General features: G+C 35.0%; 18 protein-coding genes, 1 rRNA gene and 2 pseudogenes. 2 read left to right on the top strand and 19 right to left on the bottom strand.

The features are described from left to right. Nucleotides 1–239: 239 nt before the first annotated feature. The 8 genes from MVE64_RS13760 to metG form a co-directional block, all read right to left on the bottom strand. Nucleotides 240–431 carry a small, acid-soluble spore protein, alpha/beta type gene (locus tag MVE64_RS13760; RefSeq protein ID WP_098795105.1) on the bottom strand — a complete coding sequence of 64 codons (192 nt, stop codon included), beginning with the start codon at nt 429–431 and terminating at the stop codon, nt 240–242. A gap of 154 nt (nt 432–585) precedes the next feature. After that, nucleotides 586–855 carry a biofilm formation stimulator Veg gene (gene veg / locus MVE64_RS13755; RefSeq protein WP_026562427.1) on the bottom strand — a complete coding sequence of 90 codons (270 nt, stop codon included), beginning with the start codon at nt 853–855 and terminating at the stop codon, nt 586–588. Between the two features lie 431 nt (nt 856–1,286). Beyond that, nucleotides 1,287–2,168 (bottom strand): sporulation peptidase YabG, encoded by an 882-nt coding sequence (gene yabG, locus MVE64_RS13750; protein WP_247339020.1) that lies wholly within the window; start codon nt 2,166–2,168, stop codon nt 1,287–1,289. 219 nt (nt 2,169–2,387) lie between these two features. Beyond that, nucleotides 2,388–3,266, bottom strand: a complete 879-nt coding sequence (gene rsmA / locus MVE64_RS13745) for a 16S rRNA (adenine(1518)-N(6)/adenine(1519)-N(6))-dimethyltransferase RsmA (protein ID WP_247339019.1) — start codon at nt 3,264–3,266, stop codon at nt 2,388–2,390. Then, the gene (gene rnmV, locus MVE64_RS13740) at nt 3,266–3,823 is read right to left on the bottom strand and encodes a ribonuclease M5 (RefSeq protein ID WP_247339017.1); all 558 of its coding nucleotides are present in this window, start codon (nt 3,821–3,823) and stop codon (nt 3,266–3,268) included. Before rnmV ends, rsmA begins: the two co-directional genes overlap by 1 nt. A gap of 194 nt (nt 3,824–4,017) precedes the next feature. After that, entirely contained in the window at nt 4,018–5,181 is a 1,164-nt protein-coding gene (locus MVE64_RS13735; RefSeq protein ID WP_247339015.1) for a resuscitation-promoting factor, read from the bottom strand. Between the two features lie 273 nt (nt 5,182–5,454). Then, nucleotides 5,455–6,216: a TatD family hydrolase gene (locus tag MVE64_RS13730; RefSeq protein WP_247339013.1), complete on the bottom strand. Its 762-nt coding sequence runs from the start codon at nt 6,214–6,216 to the stop codon at nt 5,455–5,457. A 224-nt stretch (nt 6,217–6,440) separates the two neighbouring features. Then, nucleotides 6,441–8,426 carry a methionine--tRNA ligase gene (gene metG / locus MVE64_RS13725; protein ID WP_247339011.1) on the bottom strand — a complete coding sequence of 662 codons (1,986 nt, stop codon included), beginning with the start codon at nt 8,424–8,426 and terminating at the stop codon, nt 6,441–6,443. A gap of 584 nt (nt 8,427–9,010) precedes the next feature. On the opposite strand from metG, the gene abrB reads away from it, so the two are divergent. Continuing rightward, a complete protein-coding gene (gene abrB, locus MVE64_RS13720) occupies nt 9,011–9,298 on the top strand; it encodes a transition state genes transcriptional regulator AbrB (protein WP_098795112.1) in 288 nt (95 codons plus the stop codon). A 106-nt stretch (nt 9,299–9,404) separates the two neighbouring features. Here the strand turns inward: abrB and rsmI are convergent, their stop codons facing one another. The 10 genes and pseudogenes from rsmI to MVE64_RS13670 form a co-directional block, all read right to left on the bottom strand. After that, nucleotides 9,405–10,283: a 16S rRNA (cytidine(1402)-2'-O)-methyltransferase gene (gene rsmI, locus MVE64_RS13715; protein ID WP_247339009.1), complete on the bottom strand. Its 879-nt coding sequence runs from the start codon at nt 10,281–10,283 to the stop codon at nt 9,405–9,407. A gap of 5 nt (nt 10,284–10,288) precedes the next feature. Beyond that, a complete protein-coding gene (locus tag MVE64_RS13710; protein ID WP_247339007.1) occupies nt 10,289–10,537 on the bottom strand; it encodes a GIY-YIG nuclease family protein in 249 nt (82 codons plus the stop codon). An 18-nt stretch (nt 10,538–10,555) separates the two neighbouring features. Further along, nucleotides 10,556–11,305: a tRNA1(Val) (adenine(37)-N6)-methyltransferase gene (locus MVE64_RS13705; RefSeq protein ID WP_247339005.1), complete on the bottom strand. Its 750-nt coding sequence runs from the start codon at nt 11,303–11,305 to the stop codon at nt 10,556–10,558. 145 nt (nt 11,306–11,450) lie between these two features. Beyond that, a pseudogene (gene yabA, locus MVE64_RS13700) lies at nt 11,451–11,824 on the bottom strand (DNA replication initiation control protein YabA). Nucleotides 11,825–11,837: 13 nt separating this feature from the next. After that, the gene (ricT, locus tag MVE64_RS13695) at nt 11,838–12,665 is read right to left on the bottom strand and encodes a competence/sporulation regulator complex protein RicT (RefSeq protein WP_098795117.1); all 828 of its coding nucleotides are present in this window, start codon (nt 12,663–12,665) and stop codon (nt 11,838–11,840) included. A gap of 2 nt (nt 12,666–12,667) precedes the next feature. Then, nucleotides 12,668–13,660 (bottom strand): DNA polymerase III subunit delta', encoded by a 993-nt coding sequence (holB, locus tag MVE64_RS13690; protein WP_247339003.1) that lies wholly within the window; start codon nt 13,658–13,660, stop codon nt 12,668–12,670. A 15-nt stretch (nt 13,661–13,675) separates the two neighbouring features. After that, nucleotides 13,676–14,116, bottom strand: coding sequence for a YaaR family protein (locus tag MVE64_RS13685; RefSeq protein ID WP_098795119.1), 441 nt, complete (start codon nt 14,114–14,116; stop codon nt 13,676–13,678). Nucleotides 14,117–14,166: 50 nt separating this feature from the next. Then, complete coding sequence (locus tag MVE64_RS13680; protein ID WP_247339002.1) at nt 14,167–14,496, bottom strand: cyclic-di-AMP receptor; 330 nt, start codon at nt 14,494–14,496, stop codon at nt 14,167–14,169. Between the two features lie 82 nt (nt 14,497–14,578). Further along, nucleotides 14,579–15,206: pseudogene (gene tmk / locus MVE64_RS13675) on the bottom strand (dTMP kinase). 5 nt (nt 15,207–15,211) lie between these two features. Further along, complete coding sequence (locus MVE64_RS13670) at nt 15,212–16,639, bottom strand: aminotransferase class I/II-fold pyridoxal phosphate-dependent enzyme (protein ID WP_247339000.1); 1,428 nt, start codon at nt 16,637–16,639, stop codon at nt 15,212–15,214. Nucleotides 16,640–16,864: 225 nt separating this feature from the next. Between MVE64_RS13670 and MVE64_RS13665 the strand changes: the two genes are divergently transcribed. Next, nucleotides 16,865–17,068 carry a sigma factor G inhibitor Gin gene (locus tag MVE64_RS13665; protein WP_247338998.1) on the top strand — a complete coding sequence of 68 codons (204 nt, stop codon included), beginning with the start codon at nt 16,865–16,867 and terminating at the stop codon, nt 17,066–17,068. 1,064 nt (nt 17,069–18,132) lie between these two features. On the opposite strand, the gene rrf is transcribed toward MVE64_RS13665, so the two are convergent. Then, nucleotides 18,133–18,248 (bottom strand): 5S ribosomal RNA (gene rrf, locus MVE64_RS13660). Nucleotides 18,249–18,276: the final 28 nt, after the last annotated feature.

The raw sequence follows: 18,276 nt of genomic DNA, 5'->3' as shown, positions 1-18,276 counted from the left end.
ACCTACTTAAACGATCTAAAAATTGTATCAACATTGTACCACAAAAGCAGGTATTGTATTGCCTTTTTCGACAATTCCAGTTGAATTGAAACAGTTTTCACTATCATTGACCACGATTATGTCACTAATTCAAAAAAGCTTGAATTTATAGTGAATTTTACATAGAAAGAAAGGGCTGACCAAAACCTCACTTATCAAATTGATTAAGTGAATAATTTTAGCCAGCCCCGCCGCTATCATTACTGATTTACATTATTTTGTTGGGCAAGCTGTTGTTGTGCTAATTCAATTGCACGTTTTACCATATTACCAGCATCACGTGAACGAATAGCTCCCCAGCCTTCTTCTTTTACTGTATCGTAAAAACCTAAGTCTTTTGCTAACTCATATTTAAAGTCTTCCGACATCATTCCACGACGACGTCTGCCCATGTCGACCACACCTTTCAAAGGATAAGCTTGGAATGTAAAAGAAAGAGATAGTACTGCGGCATTATTTATTATTTGCATAAAACAAAAGATATATGTAATGAAGACGTTAATAAGATCATTTTTAGACAAAAGAAAAAACAGTAAACATTGATGTCTACTGTCCACTAACTGCAAACGAACCTGTTGTATCTTCAAAAAATGTTAATTGCACTGTTTCGGTTAATACATCGGCATAGCTGTAAGATACTCGTTCAAATGAATTTTCATCTTGATCAAGCTCAATAACAAAGACAGATGGATAGGTTTCTGCTAGCACACCACAGCGTTCTATCGTTTTTCTACGACCACCATTAGCTTTAAGAGTTAGTCGTCTGCCAAGATTACCATCCAAGGACTTTTTAATATCCGTTAGAGTTTTTCCCATTGCATCCACCTCACTAATATGATTATACAACCTTCCGCCTATGTAAGTCAAATAAAATTAAAATTATAACAGTAATTTTTCACTACTGTCAATAAAATGTTTTCAACAAAATTCTCACTTTGTTATGGTTAGTTTGAACAAACATTCCCTCTTTTATGTATGAAAATGAATGTTTTTTATAATTTTCTTTTCAAACGTTCATATTTTATCTCATTTCTCTCTGTGTACGGGTTATTTTTATATGAAAATCTTAAAAAATACTGAATATCAAATAATGACCTTCATTAAAAATCTTATAGAATTTTATCAAAAAACTTCTTAAAGATTCATCATTTCAATCTTCTTAATACCGCATTGAAGCCACACGAACAACAGGATTTTTTACAGAAATAGAAAAAGCCACTTACATATGATACGTAAGCGGCGCAAGTTTATTGTGTTGTTGGCTTTCTATACGGCATTCCTGTTCGTAAAACTCCTCTTGTTTCCACACCACCAAGACCTTTTTCCCTTGTTAATGTGTTACGAAGAACTTCCCATACATTTATTCTTTCAACAAAAGGTGTAAAGCTTATTTTAGCTACAATATAAACAGGATCTAGTGCATGAATGTTTACTCTTGAAGGAGAGCTTGCAAAATTAGCTCCTGCACGTATCAAAGATTCAAAGTGAGACTGACATGCCCCGGCAAAGATTACAAGCTGATCAAGGTGTGGTACCTTATTTCTTGCATTACGGACAGTTTGAACAAAATGCTTAGAATGTCTATAGGCATTAATATCGTCAATGTTTCCCTTATGTTTTGAGTATGCATCATGTCCGGTTACAACCAATATATCAGGTCGGTATTTTGATAGGAGATCTGTGATCTTTTCCGGCATCTCTTTTTCATTAAGGTGAACACCATTAACCGGTACACCAATCTTCTCGTATAAAGCCAAGCACTTTTGTAAGTAAAGTGGATCTCCATCAACATGCAAGACTCTTCCCGGCATATGGAAAAACTCTTCATTATGGCTATAGCTGGATGTTGCATAGTATTCCTGCTTTTCCCTCAGAAGCTGATAATCCTGCCTAAATAAATGATAAGATTGATCAATTCGTTCTTTTTCTCTCTGCTTTCGGGAATTTCTCTCTGTCTCATCTACAAGAACTAAATCACTACAGTCAGCATCAGCTATTAATCTCACTTCATCACCATGTAAAATTGCAATCTGCTCTCCAGAAGCAGATGAAATGACATCAATCACTCTAAATAACAAATCAAAGTTATAAGATTTTCTTACTACAACATCTCCAATTTTCACTTGCATGTTATATCACTCCAATGAATGATTCACCTGAACACTTTTACTTACTCGTTAATCAGGCATCAAGATCTCTTATACACCTTAAGTAATCTTTTACATGTATAAAATGTATCCTTTTCTAGCCTATGTAGTTTTTTGCTTTTGGTGATTTATATCATGGGGATATAAGCAAAGTAAAAAGCAGAAGATCAAGATTTATGTTCTGGATCTCCTGCTTTTCATTTATTTTACAACCTTTGCTAATGCATCACTTAATTTGGCGAATTCTTCAATAGAAAGAGACTCTCCTCTTCTTTTTCCGTCAACCTCAACATGCTCCAATGTTTCTTCGATCTTTGCTTTTAATTCCTTGCCATTTGGAATAAAATGAACAAGATTATTTAAGAGAGTTTTTCTCCGTTGTGCAAAACTCGCTCTTACAATTTGGAAAAAGAAATCCTCATCCTCCACTTCTACAGTAGGCTTGTCCCTTACTAACAATCGGATAATAGCTGAATCTACATTAGGTTGCGGAACAAACACTGTCTTAGGCACTGTCATAACGGTTTTAGCCTCTGTATAGTATTGAACAGCAATCGAAAGCGATCCATATTCTTTTGTTGATGGAGAAGCTGATATTCTGTCTGCTACTTCCTTTTGAAGCATAACGACAATTCCCTTAAGAGGAAGCTTATCTTCTAGCAATTTCATAATGATTGGAGTTGTTACATAGTAAGGGAGATTTGCCACAACCATAATCCCTTCACAATCGCTGAAATTTTCTTCAATTGCTTTTTTCAAATCAGCTTCCAATACATCCTGATGAATAACTGTTATATTTTCATAAGGGCTTAATGTTTCATTTAAGATTGGAAGAAGGCGCTTGTCTATCTCAAAGGCTACAACCTTCTTAGCTCTTCGTGCAAGCTGCTCAGTTAATGCACCAATTCCCGGACCTATCTCTATAACCCCTGTTTTGTCTGTAACATTAGCATGATCTACAATTCTTGAAAGTACATTTGGTTCAATTAAGAAATTTTGACCTAAGCTTTTTTTAAAAGAAAATCCGTACTTTTCTAAGATGGCTTTTGTTCTTACTGGAGTTGCGATATCTTTTATCATTATTTAGTTTCCTCCTGTAGAATCTTCTTTACTGCATGAATGAATTCCACTTTACTGATTTGAAACATCTGCAGCCTTTTATGAAGTTGCTTTCCATTTGTATATCCAATTTTTAATAGTATCCCTAGTCTTTCTCGTCGATCTTTTGCTTGATTCCCACCTATTAAGCCTGCATCTAATAAATCCTCAAACTCAATTTCACTCACAAACTCTGTCATCTCTTCCTTCACAGATTCAAGTGCCTGTTGAATGGCATCGATGGAAGCATGTTCTACTCCAATGCCCTTTCCTCGCTTTGGTCTTGCTTGACTTTTAGGTAAAAACGCATGTTTACACCCTGGTACAAGCTCCGCTATCGTTTTTCTAATCTTTTCTCCCGGAAAATCTGGATCTGTAAATAAAATAACGCCTCTCGTTTGTTGTGCGAGCTTTATTTGCTCAATAACAGCATCTCCAATCGATGAGCCATTCGTTTCTATTGTATCGGCATCAACTGCCCGTTTAATAGCTGTTGTATCATCTTTTCCTTCAACAACAATAATTTCTTTTATTTTCATTATTTCCTCCAAAAAACTTGAAACTTTTTTCACTTTTATTACGTCTTATGTAGTGAAGAACTTCATTCTTATTATCTATTCTTACCTAAAGAGAATATAAACAGTATACAATGCTCTGAGTTTGAACAAAAGGTTTACCGTTTAGTAATGGAAAATAAATAAAAAACAGAGGACTAAACATCCTCTGTTATGATCTATTCTAAAATTTTAATTTTTACTCTCTTCGAACCCCATCGATAGGCAGCTGATTTTGAAGGGAAGAATACATCAATTTTATTCCCTTTAATAGCGGAACCTGTATCTCCAGCAACTGCATATCCATAGCCTTCGACGTAAACCTTAGTTCCCAACGGAATCACATTAGGATCAACTGCAATAACCTTAGCGTTAGGATTGGCACGTAAGTTAATACCTGTAGCTGTTGTACCTGAACAACCATTACAGCTTGCTGTATATGCTGTTGAAGTTACATAAAATTCCCTTGCAACAGAATCATTTCCACGAGATACGGTGCTTGTTTGTTGCACTACCTTTGTACCTAAAGCAACCACACGATCTTCACTTTCTTGGATTTTTTCTGTTTTAAGTAGTTTCCTAGATATTTCTTTTCCATTTTCCAAAATAACTTCAAAGTGTTTCTCTTGCTTTCCTTCTTTACCGGACTCAAGCACTTTTTGACTTCCTTTTTCTATGTTGTTATCTTTTTTAGTTACAACATCAAAGGCTATTGGTTCTTCCACTACATCGGTGACTTTTTCTACCCGTGTAACCGTAATATCTCTCTTTTCAGCTACTTCTTCTGTCAGAGCCGGTTCAACTTTATCTAATTCATTTAATGTAACGTTTTGATTTTTTAAAAAGTCAGCGACAGTAGTCGAAGTCGTCCATACTTGTTGTTTTTCTCCGCCAACATTTAGTGTAATCTGAAATGCTTTATCAATTGTTAATGACAAATCGCTTTCTATTACTGTATCTAAAGCTGGTTTAATTTGATCATGCTCTGTGACATCCAGGTTTTCTTGCTGTATCAGTTCTTTTACTGTATCCGCTGTTGTCCAAATTGTCCTTCGTTCATCACCCATTGCAACTTTAATTGGCTTTGCTGCTTTATAGGTGATTTCCATATTATCTTTAATCTTTTGATCGACTGAAGGTAATATGTCATCTTCTTTCCTTGTATCTATATCTCTTTCTTCTAGCAAATCATTTACAGTTTCTGCATGAGTACGAACTCTCTCCTCTTTACCGTTTACGGTAAGTAAGACTGTTTCTTTCGTCATCTCGTATGTACCAAATGCAGTACCGGTTCCCAATACTAGTAAACTAGTAGCGGATAGGACAAATTTGTTTTTTAACACTTTCTCGGAAAACAGCTTTTTTACATTTTTGCTGAAAATGAAAACCGCCTCCTTCTTCCTCGTGGATTATATAGAGTATCTTTCTTCTTGTCAACCCTTCTGACGTTGTCTCATTTTTCCAACGTATTCATAATTATGCTTAAAATTATGGAAAAAGTGAAGCAAGAGTTATCGACAAAGATATACTATGAGGAAAAATAGACATGTAGAACTTATTGATTTATCCTTTAAGTGGACAAGCTCTTCCATAACTCGACAACGTTCGTTATCGAGTTATGCGAATACTTTCATTGCATTGTCGGACGTTTTCTCTGCAATTTCTTCAAAACTTACTCCTCTTAACTCAGAAATCTGTTCAGCCACATATCTCACATAACTCGGTTCATTACGTTTTCCTCTATATGGGTGGGGAGTTAAATAAGGGCAATCTGTTTCGATTAATAATCGGTCCATTGGAATTTCTTTCACTACTTCCTTTGGTTTCTTTGCATTCTTAAATGTTACTGGTCCACCAAATGAAATATAGAAATTCATCTCCATACACTGTTTTGCAACCTCTAAACTACCTGTAAAACAGTGCATTATCCCTCCAACTTCACTAGCATTCTCCTCCTGCAATATTTTCACAACATCCTCAGTTGCATCACGGTTATGAATAATAATTGGCAGATTCACTTCTTTTGCTAACTGAATTTGCTTCCGGAACACTTCTTTTTGTATTTCTTTTGGTGATTTATCCCAATAATAGTCTAATCCCATTTCTCCAATAGCAACTACTTTAGGATGTTGTGACAATTCCCTAATCCAACTTAGGTCTTCTTCTGTCATATCTATTGCATCTACAGGATGCCAGCCTATTGCAGCATAGATCATATCATACTGTTCTATTAACTCCATTGCTCTTTTAATCGTTTCATGATCAAAACCTACAACAACAATATGTGAAACACCCTCACTTGTAGCACGTTCGATAACCTCTTCTAAATCTCCCTCAAATTGCACAGCATTTAAATGTGCATGTGTATCAAAAAGCACTATGACTAACTCCCTTCCTCATTCTATTCGACAAAACAAAAAGGTGTTCTACAAATTGTTACACGTGGAACACCCATTTTTTTTGCTTTTTAGACAATTATCATTTTTATTCGAGAATGAAATACCTTAGGGAGAAAACAGGATTTGGACTGTAACCTCCCTTTGTGCTATCCACAGGATATTTCAGCTATTACTTATTATTAACTCTTTTTAATGTAGACTTTTTATTTTACCCTTGAACCATTAGGAAGATCAGCATCAACTGTAGCTACTGAGAGCATATCACCTTGTGAACCTGCCAGAATCATACCTTGAGAAAGCTCACCACGCAGTTTTACTGGCTTTAGATTCACAACACAAATCACCTTTTTACCAATTAAATCTTCTGGCTTATAGTGTTTTGCAATTCCAGATACTACTTGTCTTTTCTCATAACCTAAATCTAATTGAATTTTTAATAAACGATCGGCTTTTTTCACAGGTTCAGCATGAATGACCTCTGCTACACGAAGATCAACCTTCATAAAGTCATCTATTGTAATTTCTTCCATCGTTTCAGGAGCTGCTATTTCTTCTTTCTTTTCTTCCACTGGTGCAGAACCTTTCATTTGTTCCTTAATATAGGCAACTTCCTCTTCTACTTCAAGTCGAGGGAAAATCGGTGCTTGTTTATTCACTTTTGTTCCATTTATTTGTCCAAATGAAGTAAGGCTATCCCAATTTTGAAGATCCTGATCCTCTATACCAAGCTGACTAAAAATCTTCACTGGTGTTTCAGTTAAGAATGGCTTTAATAGCACAGCAATGACTCGTAATGATTCTGCAAGGTGAACCATGACAGAAGCTAATTTTTCACGATCTTCTTCATTTTTGGCCAATACCCATGGTTGCGTTTCATCAATATATTTATTTGTTCGACTAACAAATTGCCATAAAGAAGAAAGGGCAATGGAGAACTCCATTCTTTCCATTGAATCTTCATACTTTTTAAGCATATCTTGTGATGCTTTCACTAGAGGTTCATCATACTCTGTTTGATAACCATTATATGTTGGAACTTTACCCTCAAAGTATTTATCAATCATTGCTACCGTTCGATTTAGTAAGTTTCCTAAATCATTCGCTAAATCATAATTAACACGATCTATAAATCCTTCCGGAGTAAAGACACCATCAGATCCAAATGGTACTTCTCTTAAAAGGTAATAACGAAGTGCATCCAAGCCATACTTATCAATTAAGGTAACAGGATCAACAACATTACCTTTTGATTTTGACATTTTACCGTCTTTCATTAGCAACCAACCATGAGCAAATACTTTTTTAGGAAGAGGTAAATCTAACGCCATTAACATAATTGGCCAATAAATTGTATGGAAACGTACAATTTCTTTTCCTACTATATGAACGTTAGCTGGCCAATATTTTTTATACTTCTCATCATTCTCTGTACCATAACCAAGAGCTGTAATGTAATTAGAAAGTGCATCTATCCAAACGTATATAACATGCTTTGGATCGCCAGGTACCTTTACTCCCCAATCAAATGTTGTACGAGAAACAGCTAAATCTTCTAGACCCGGTTTAATGAAGTTATTAATCATTTCATTCTTCCTTGATTCTGGTTGAATGAATTCAGGGTTTTCTTCATAATAAGCTAACAAGCGGTCGGCATACTTGCTCATTCTAAAGAAGTAAGATTCCTCTTTAACTAATTCGACTGGATGACCACTATCCGGACTTTTACCACCAACAATTTTTCCATTTTCCTTAATTGGGTCCACTAACTGCAGTTCTGTATAAAACGTTTCATCCGGAACTGAGTACCAGCCCTCATACTCATCCAAATAGATATCACCTTGTTCAACAAGTTTAGAAAATACTTTTTCAACAACCACTTTATGACGTTCTTCAGTAGTACGAATAAAATCGTCGTAAGAAATGTCCATTTTCTTCCAAAGTTCTTTAATTCCTGATACAATCTCATCTACATATTCTTGAGGTGTAATATTACTTTCTTCTGCTTTACGTTGAATCTTTTGACCATGCTCGTCCGTTCCTGTTAAATACATAACATCAAAGCCTCGCATACGCTTATAACGAGCCATTGCATCTCCTGCTACTGTTGTATAAGCATGTCCAATGTGAAGTTTTCCACTCGGATAATAAATAGGAGTGGTAATATAAAATGTTTTTTGATTATTTTCCATTATGTAACCTCCTCAAAACTAACTAACTATTATGTAGTGTTCTAGCAAAAACGCCCTCGCCCCTAAGGACGAGAGCGATTTAGTATGGTTTATTCAACATCATATTCATTTGATCAAGTCCTGTGATTTCATTAGGCTTTTTATGTACTCAGGTAGATTGACATTACTAACCTATCCACCTCAAACTTTTTCATACTCTTTATGATACCATCTTAGCCCTTAATATCAAGAATATATACCTAAAGTTTTTCTATTTCAGCCATTCGACATGATCCTATTGAATTTTGTCGAAAGCACCTAGGCTTTTGTCGAAACTTACCTAATGAAAATGTAAATTTTGTAATAAAATGTATATCAATTATCTTCCATTTATAGGTTTTACTTACATATTATTCGGGTAAATAACTAAGTAAACCTTGTTATATCAGTTTTCCAAAAGAATTCCCCTATATTTTTACATCAAAATAGAGTAAAAATGATTGACGTTTATTGGAAACACTGATATGCTTAATTCAAATCATTTTTTGTCGAATATTGACGAAGTTTATCAAAAATATAGAGCATATATAGATTGAGAGGAGATCATTAAAATGAAATCTACAGGAATTGTACGTAAAGTTGACGAATTAGGGCGTGTTGTTATTCCAATCGAGCTTCGCCGCACACTAGGAATTGCAGAAAAAGATGCATTAGAAATATATGTTGATGATGATAAAATCATCTTAAAAAAATACAAACCTAATATGACTTGCCAAATTACTGGTGAAGTTTCTGATGATAACTTAGCGTTAGCAAATGGAAAATTAGTTTTAAGCCGTGAAGGTGCTGAACAAATTTTATCTGAAATTAAAAATCAATTAATTAATAAATAATTCTAATCTTTAGATTACGATATATATAATCAGATAAGTAACTTGGTTATTACACTTAGTTTTTAATCCTGATAGTAAAAAAAGGGATCAACCATGATCCCTTTTCTTATTCTACATGAAATGCTTGATAAACATCTCTCTTTTGAATCTTTCTTTCAGTTGCAACCTTTTTAATTGCATCTTTTGATGATAAACCCTCATTTATATAATGTTCAACATGTTCTTTCATTGATAGTGAATCCCACCAAATGTCTTCCTCAACTAATATATCTTCATTAGAACCTTCAATAATGATACAAAATTCTCCGCGAATTTCTGTTTCCTCAGTCCACTTCAATACATCCTCTATGCTTCCACGAATAAATTCTTCAAATTTCTTAGTTAATTCTCTTGATAAACAAATTGAACGATTTCCTAGACTTTCATGCATAAGTTGTAATGTTTCTTTAAGGCGATGTGGGGACTCGTATAAAATAATTGTTTCTTTCCGGATACGCAGTGACTCTAATTGATTTCGCTTTTCCTTTTTTTGTCGATCTAAAAACCCAAAAAAGAAAAACGGTTGGGGTGTAATTCCTGATCCAATAAGAGCTGTTAATGCTGCATTTGCACCCGGTAATGGGATTACCTTTCCTCCTATATCCAGGACCTGTTTCACTAATTCACTTCCAGGATCTGAAATAGTTGGCATTCCCGCATCACTAATTAAAGCTATATCTTTATTTTGTTGTAAATACTCAATAACACGATGTCCACTAGTTTCTTTATTATGTTCATGATAGCTAAAGATAGGTGTAGAGATCTCAAAATGATTACATAACTTTTTTGATTGTCTCGTATCTTCAGCTGCAATTAAATCAACTTCTTTTAACACCTTAATTGCGCGAAATGTCATATCCTCAAGATTTCCAATCGGAGTTGGTACTAAATACAAGTTTCCGATTTTACTTTCTTCATGTTGAAAGCTTTTTTGAGTTTTTATCATATTTATTACCTGCTCTCTATGTATCGTTTCTTTTTTTCCTTTGCTAACTTTTTAAAACGAATCTCCATCCTTAGTGCATCACCTTTAGAGTCATACTCCTCAGAATATAAAAGTTTCACAGGAGTTCTTCCTCTCGTATACTTAGCACCTTTTCCATCATTATGTTTTTGAATTCGTTTCTCTAAATCAACTGTATATCCAGCATAATAGCTTCCATCACTGCACTCTAACACATAAAAATAATGGTGGCCCATTTATCCTTCTCCTTAGTGTTAACCGTTCTCGGATCCATATAATATTTTCTTTATAACCGGCGTATATTCATGATTCTCATCATACACAAAGATCGGAGGCACTAACTTCAAATCTGCTTGTCCACCTTTTATTCCTTCAATTAGGAGTGTATTTGCTTCTTTCCCTTGTTTTGGATAAACAAATTGTATCCTTTTTGGCTCTATCCCATATTTTCTCATTAGTTCTGTTATATCAACCATTCTCCCTGGTCTATGAACGATTGCAACTTTTCCGCCTTGTTTCACAAGTTGACTACAAACTCTTATCACATCTTCTAATGTACATAAAATTTCATGTCTTGCAATGGCGAGATGTTCATTAAGATTTTGTTTATCTTTAGCAGGAGTTTTAAAATAAGGAGGGTTGCATGTCACAACGTCAAACTTTCCATATCCAAACTCATTTGGCATGTCTTTTAAATCTCCATGAATAAGCTTTATTTGATTTTCTAACTTGTTATATTCAACACTTCTTATGGCCATTTCATACAGTCTTTCTTGAATCTCTACACCTACAATACTTCCTTTTGTTCTTGTACTAAGAATAAGAGGGACAATCCCATTACCCGTACATAAATCAATGATCTTTCCTTTTTGAATAGGCATATAGGCAAATCTAGAAAGTAATACAGCATCTAATGAAAAGGAAAAAACTGTTGGACTTTGGATAATTCTTAAATTTTCAGCTAATAAATAATCCAATCTTTCGTCACCTATTAACTTAACCATCTTTCTCAATGCTCCTTTTTAAGCGCTCTATTCTATGCTTTATATAAAGTTGGCTTAACTCCAAGTACTTATGATGATAGACTTCACTTCTATACTTTCTAATAGTAAAAAAAAGACTGACACATAATCAATATGAGTCAGTTTATTATTTCTTATTTAAGAATGATAAGCAAAATAAACAATCACCATCTTTGCGAATGCTTCCATAATGTAAATTACAAATATGAAAGCCTCTTGATACAGTCTTGCTAAATTATCATACCCTTCACCTATATCAACTGAATTCTGCTTCTTTTGCTGTTTTTCTTTTGATTTTGTTTTTTTTGTTTTTACCGTACTTTTTGTATTTGTTATTGTTGAATCTAAGCGTCGGCGCAAGTTCTCATTTTCTATTTGTAAATGATGATTTTCCTCAATAAGTTCAGCCAGATGCTGCTTTAGTTCACCTAATTGAGTATATAGAGATCCGATTTGCTCTTCCATACTGCTGACAGATTCAAATATCTCCTTCTTATCCACTTGTTCCACCTCGTTAATCTGTGGATTGCATTGGAACTACGCCTTCTTTCTGCAATTCATCCCAAGTGTATTCAACCACGCGTTCTTGTTCCACTAGGTTTACCTGTAATATTTTCTCTAATATATTCAAACCAACGACTTTGCCTTGTCCATTAGGTGTTTCAATCATTTCTCCTAAGTCTGGAAGCTGTTCTTTTGCCGATTCATATTCATCGTTTTCATACTTTAAACAGCACATAAGACGACCACATAGACCAGATATTTTCGTCGGATTTAAAGATAAATTTTGATCCTTTGCCATTTTAATAGAGACTGGTTCAAAATCACCTAGAAAAGTAGAACAACACAGCATACGTCCGCAAGGTCCTATGCCACCAAGCATTTTTGCTTCGTCACGTACACCAATTTGTCGAAGCTCAATTCTAGTTTTGAAAATAGCTGCTAAATCTTTTACTAATTCTCTAAAGTCAACACGACCATCTGCAGTAAAGTAAAAGATGACCTTATTGCGGTCAAATGTATATTCAACATCAACTAGCTTCATATCTAGTCCGTGTTCTGACACTTTTTTCTGACACACATGATACGCTTCTGATGCTGCTTCTTGATTTTCCTGAACCATTAAACGATCCTTCTCATCAGCAAGACGAATCACCTTTTTTAATGGCAAAACAACATCATTTTCTTCTACCTTTTTATTATTTAAAACAACTTTACCATATTCAATTCCTCGAATTGTCTCAACAATGACAAAATCATCGTCATCTATATGAAGACCATTAGGGTCAAAATAATATATTTTGCCCGCCTTTTTAAAGCGAACACCTACAACATTATACAAACTTATCCCTCCTGCAATGTTAAAACCAATTGCTCCATAAGTAATTGTGGATTCACATTGGCATGAAGCCTTTTTTTAGCTTCTAATATAGAAGTAATCTTCTCTGTTACACTTCTTTGGGTCATTTGAAGGGCATGCTGTTTTATTTGCTGAACGATGTCATGATAAATAATATTTTCTTCATTACCTATTTGTATAGATAAGACATCTTTATATAAATATAATAGCAAGTCTAACCCTGTATCTTGCTTATCTTTATCATGAAAGTGGTTCATCCACTCCGTGTGTATATATAATGGTGCCTGTCCTTTTCGAGTGATAAGGACCTCATACAATTTTATCACTTTCAATCGGGCCTGCGCAAACCAATCATCTTTTGTTAAGTCCAATGCAGCATTAAGGTCATTTGTTAGTTGCGACACTAATGCAGCAATATGCTTAGCTACACCTGACTTCTCAAGGGTTTCTTGGATGGCAATTGGCTGCAATGGATGAAAAGATAATAGCTGACACCTTGAAAGAATTGTATTTAATATTTTATGATACTGTTCAGTTATTAGAATGGCAATTGTGTTTGCGTTAGGCTCTTCTAAAAACTTTAATAAGCTGTTAGCTGCATTAACAGTCATTTTATCAGCATGAATAATCATATATAGCTTTTTATTGGACTCTACTCCAGACTTTGAAAACTCTTCTTGCAAAGCTTGAATTTGCCCTTTTTTTATGGATAATCCATCTGGTTCTACAATATGAACATCAGGGTGATTTCCTGAATCTATTCTTCTACAGTTTTTACAGTTATCACATGGTTCATAGGTTTGAAGATTTTCACAAAAGAAACTTTTTGCTAAAAGAATCCCCGCATCTTTCTTGCCTGTCCCTTTCTTTCCTTCAAACAGATAGGCATGTGCTAACCGTTGTTTTTGAATACTATTTGCTAATAACTTCATCACACGTGGTTGATATGTGACTAGTTCTTGCCAGTTTTTGTTCATACTACTCATCACTCTCTACGTATAGAGGTTAACAAGTAAGCCTTTAACCTCGCCTATTTTTGCAAGAATATCAATTGATGAACTTTCTTTATTCATCATTTCATCTGTAAGATTAATTAATAGCTCATCAACCTGTTCAATAATCTTTAAAGAACGGCTATTTCCATTATAATCCCAACTTCTTGACTGCTTCATGTTCATTCCATATTCAACAGCTTCATGAATAAACTTTTTAACTAAAAGCTTATATTTTGATAAATCACTGAAGTTTCTTGACTTTCCTAACCTTCGACCTGCATCATCTATATTTGCCAACAGCTTCGTTAACTGATCATTTTGCAGCTTATTACCTTGCTTGACAATCAAGTCTTGGAATCCTTTTGAAGATGTTTGAGCAACCTTTTGCTCCACTCCTCTTTTATCCAAGGTAGATCTTATATCTTGACTTATCTTCATCATATACCTCCATGGCTTATAAGGCCATATAGACATTATCTAAATCAATCTTAAAATTGATGAAATTGTTCAACAGGTAGAACAAAAACAGTTGCTCCCCCAACCTCTACTTCAACCGGGTATGGAATAAATGAATCTGCATTTCCTCCCATTGGTGAAACTGGTGCCACAAGCTGTTCTCTCGACTTACAATTATCCTTAACAATTTGCAATGCTTTATCAACTCTAATATCCTCAGTACCAATCATAAATGTTGTATTACCGGATTTAAGAAATCCACCTGAACTTGATAGTTTTGTAACACGGAAATTATGATCAGTGAGTGCATTTAAGAGTTTATTACTATCTTGGTCCTGTACAACAACAATAATTAACTTCATATATAGAAGCCTCCCTTTATTGTAACATGTCCATCTATGTGAATCATTGCTTGTTTAATGGTAATTTCATGATAGCTTATGCTTAAAAAGAAATCACCCTTTTTAATGCTGTTTTTACATCATTTACTACTTCTTCGATAGATTTTTCTGCATCAATAACGATCATTCGATCTGGAAACCTCTCTAAAACTTTTTGGTATCCTTCTTGAACTTTTTGATGAAACGATAAATTTTCTAAATCCAAACGGTTCTTTTCTCTTTCTGAACTTTTTGCTATTCTTTGAAGCCTACCTCAGGGTCAATCTTAAAGTAAAAAGTAAGATCAGGCATTACTCCATTGATCGCAAATTCATTTATTGAAAAAACTTCATCAATTCCGAGTCCCCTTGCATGCCCTTGATACGCCAATGAACTATCAATAAATCGATCACAAAAAACAACTTTACCTGACTCTATAGCAGGAATGACCTTTTCAACTAAATGCTGCCTTCTTGCTGCTGCATAAAGCAGGCTTCTGTTCGAGGATCCATTTCAGTATGATCTTTATGTAAAATAACTTCTCTTATTTTCTCAGCAATATGAATGCCCCCAGGCTCCCTTGTAAAAACAGGTTCTATATCCATATTCTTTATGTCTTTCATCAATTTCTCAAGAACAGAAGTTTTTCCTGCTCCCTCTGGGCCTTCAAATGTAATAAATTTACCTTTCAAAAAAGTCACCTCTTATAGATACTTATTTTGCCTTGTTTAATATTATTGTCACCTTGAATGTTTACACCTGATTGGAGTAGTTCTTTTAAGCGATCCACCAAATCAGCTGTAATGGTTTGTCCTATCATAATGAAAGGAATACCTGGCGGATATGGAATGATTGATTCGGCAGAAAAATGTCCAACTGCTTCCTCTAACAAAACTGTTTGCTTTTCACATTTTTTTAAATATGAATAAGATCTTTCTAATCTATGTATGCCAATTCCATCAAACTCTTTCCAAGTTTTTTGATTCATGTTCGACTTTGAAGTTTTCGGCGGCGGTTGGATTGATGCTAACTTTTCACCTAGCGAACATTCACTTGCAAATGGCAAAATAAATAGGACATGATTAGGATTAGCTAACTCTGCGTATAGACCATGAAGTTCTAGATAATTCTGTAGCTCATAACCTGATAATCCATTTGTAGAGCGAATTGTGACTTTCAAAGGATCAGAATGTATAAGTTTATCATTCGTTTCAATCACGTCCAAATAATTCAATGCCTTTATCTGCTTTTTTATTAGGTCTACAGATTTTATAATATCAAATTGTGTTTCCTCTTTTATGATATTTTCCAGATAACCTCGAGCCATATCCAATGATGCCATGATAGGATATGACGGACTACTACTTTGCAGCATTGATAAATAAAATTCTACCTTTTCTCGATCTATAAGCTTGCTATTAAAGTGTAAATACGATCCCATTGTCATTGCGGGTAGAGTTTTATGAGCAGAATGAATAACAACATCAGCACCAGCCTCTATCGCAGACGCCGGAAATCCATTTCCAGCTATAAAGTGGGCGCCATGTGCCTCATCCACTAGTACAGGGATATGATATTTATGTGCAAATTCAATAACTTCTTTTAAATGAACTGTTAATCCATAATAGTTAGGATTCGTTATGATTAAGGCCTTCGCATTTGGATAAAGGGAAATTGCTTTTTTTACTCTGTCGCATTCAACATAACTAGGAACCTGATAATCTTCATCCACTTTTGGTGATAAAAAAATAGGGGTAGCTCCAGCAAGCTGAATGCCATGTATAATTGATTTATGTGAATTGCGTTGGACTAGAACTTCTTCACCTTCTAGACAAGATCCCATTATCATCGCCAGATTTCCAACGGTTGATCCATTAACTAAAAAATAAGATCTTTCAACTCCATATAACTCTGCAGTTAACTGTTGTGCCTCAGCTATGACTCCTTTAGCCTCATGTAAATCATCTAAACCAGTTAACTCTGTTACATCATAACGTAAAATATCCTTATAAACGTGCTCCATTTGTTTTAACATGATTGTCCCGTTTTTATGTCCCGGCACATGTAATGATACTGAATTCCTCTCAGCATGCTTCTGCAAAGCTGAATAAAGAGGCATTTTCATATTATAATCATCGTCCTTTATTATCTATAAACTAATTATAACAATACTTAACTTCCTTATCGACCGAAGAAAATATGTACAGTTATCTTTTTCAAAAAATTAATGATTAACAATCACGGATAAATGCCCATTACATAATATATGGATAACAAAAATAATTAAATTCATAATTGTGTATACAATAATAAACTTTTGGCCAAAATAAAAGGTATGGAGGTGGAGAATATGAATTCTACTAGTTTACAACATTTAAATGGGGAAACTTGCATTATATGTGACAAAGAAAAGGAAACAGGAATTCATCTCTATACGAGTTTTATCTGTGTAGAATGTGAACAAAACATAACAAACACACAAACATCCGATCCTAAATACCAATACTACTTAGAAAAATTAAGAAGAGTAAAAAACCCGCCGCTATATTCATAAAGGTGATGCTTGGAGGGATGGTGCCTGTCACTTCCCGGATTTTGTAGAATAATGTCGGTTAGAAATAAAGTTGATAAGCAAGATAAATAGATGAAGTGCATATTCTTTGTGGTATGCACTTCTTTTTGGTTTTTACAGAGTTTTCTTTGTTTTTTTGAAACTTCTAGCTTCATTCTGCTTGTGATTACTATGTAAACACAGGCCTTTTACTTAAGACCGAAGCTATAGGTTCTCTTCCATGGACTATTTAGTTTGTGGTTTATATGTTTATCTTCGATTATTGCAGGTTTATCTTCGATTCTGACTACTTTATCAACGATTATTAGAGAGTTATCTTCGATTATTCCATTTTATCTACGATTCTACAGATTTCTATAACTTCAGCATGTTATAACTACACAAAAAAGACCAGTATCTCTACTGATCTTTTCTTCATCTTACTTGGCGACGTCCTACTCTCACAGGGGGAAACCCCCAACTACCATCGGCGCAAGAGCTTAACTTCCGTGTTCGGACTATCGGCTTGCGATAAGCTGCGAATCTCCGCGTCAGCTTGTTCGTTCAGATCCTCATGTGCCAAGACCGCACACTCCGGTCTTCACTCTCTGCGCTTCCTTGACCTTCTTGCTTCTCCCAAGCCTCAGGCTAGTAGTTTTACTTTGTCTCTAATTCTTATATTCAAACCTTCGGTTTAACTACCTTTAACCACACAAAAAAAGACCAGTATCTCTACTGATCTTTTCTTCATCTTACTTGGCAACGTCCTACTCTCACAGGGGGAAACCCCCAACTACCATCGGCGCAGGAGCTTAACTTCCGCGTTCGGACTATCGGCTTGCGATAAGCGGCGAATCTCCGCGTCAGCTTGTTCGTTCAGATCCTCATGTGCCAAGACCGCACACTCCGGTCTTCACTCTCTGCGCTTCCTTGACCTTCTTGCTTCTCCCAAGCCTCAGGCTAGTAGTTTTACTTTGTCTCTAATTCTTATATTCAAACCTTCGGTTTAAACTACCTTTTAATAAAACAAAAAAGACCAGCATCTCTACTGACCTTTTCTTCATCTTACTTGGCGACGTCCTACTCTCACAGGGGGAAACCCCCAACTACCATCGGCGCTGAAGAGCTTAACTTCCGTGTTCGGCATGGGAACGGGTGTGACCTCTTCGCCATCATCACCAAATAATATTTAGTTTGAAGAATATTCCTTC

The organism is Metabacillus endolithicus (assembly GCF_023078335.1).
GTDB lineage: Bacteria > Bacillota > Bacilli > Bacillales > Bacillaceae > Metabacillus > Metabacillus endolithicus.
Note: the sequence above shows the minus strand (reverse complement) of the source record. Positions and strands in the feature narration are given on the sequence as shown.

Excerpts from the sequence above, each read along its gene's own strand:
- MVE64_RS13760 (WP_098795105.1), bottom strand. The coding sequence starts at position 431 with ATGGGCAGACGTCGTCGTGGAATGATGTCGGAAGACTTTAAATATGAG.
- veg (WP_026562427.1), bottom strand. The coding sequence starts at position 855 with ATGGGAAAAACTCTAACGGATATTAAAAAGTCCTTGGATGGTAATCTT.
- yabG (WP_247339020.1), bottom strand. The coding sequence starts at position 2,168 with ATGCAAGTGAAAATTGGAGATGTTGTAGTAAGAAAATCTTATAACTTT.
- rsmA (WP_247339019.1), bottom strand. The coding sequence starts at position 3,266 with ATGATAAAAGATATCGCAACTCCAGTAAGAACAAAAGCCATCTTAGAA.
- rnmV (WP_247339017.1), bottom strand. The coding sequence starts at position 3,823 with ATGAAAATAAAAGAAATTATTGTTGTTGAAGGAAAAGATGATACAACA.
- metG (WP_247339011.1), bottom strand. The coding sequence starts at position 8,426 with ATGGAAAATAATCAAAAAACATTTTATATTACCACTCCTATTTATTAT.
- rsmI (WP_247339009.1), bottom strand. The coding sequence starts at position 10,283 with ATGATAAAAACTCAAAAAAGCTTTCAACATGAAGAAAGTAAAATCGGA.
- MVE64_RS13710 (WP_247339007.1), bottom strand. The coding sequence starts at position 10,537 with ATGGGCCACCATTATTTTTATGTGTTAGAGTGCAGTGATGGAAGCTAT.
- MVE64_RS13705 (WP_247339005.1), bottom strand. The coding sequence starts at position 11,305 with ATGGTTAAGTTAATAGGTGACGAAAGATTGGATTATTTATTAGCTGAA.
- holB (WP_247339003.1), bottom strand. The coding sequence starts at position 13,660 with ATGAACAAAAACTGGCAAGAACTAGTCACATATCAACCACGTGTGATG.
- MVE64_RS13685 (WP_098795119.1), bottom strand. The coding sequence starts at position 14,116 with ATGAAGATAAGTCAAGATATAAGATCTACCTTGGATAAAAGAGGAGTG.
- MVE64_RS13680 (WP_247339002.1), bottom strand. The coding sequence starts at position 14,496 with ATGAAGTTAATTATTGTTGTTGTACAGGACCAAGATAGTAATAAACTC.
- MVE64_RS13670 (WP_247339000.1), bottom strand. The coding sequence starts at position 16,639 with ATGAAAATGCCTCTTTATTCAGCTTTGCAGAAGCATGCTGAGAGGAAT.
- MVE64_RS13665 (WP_247338998.1), top strand. The coding sequence starts at position 16,865 with ATGAATTCTACTAGTTTACAACATTTAAATGGGGAAACTTGCATTATA.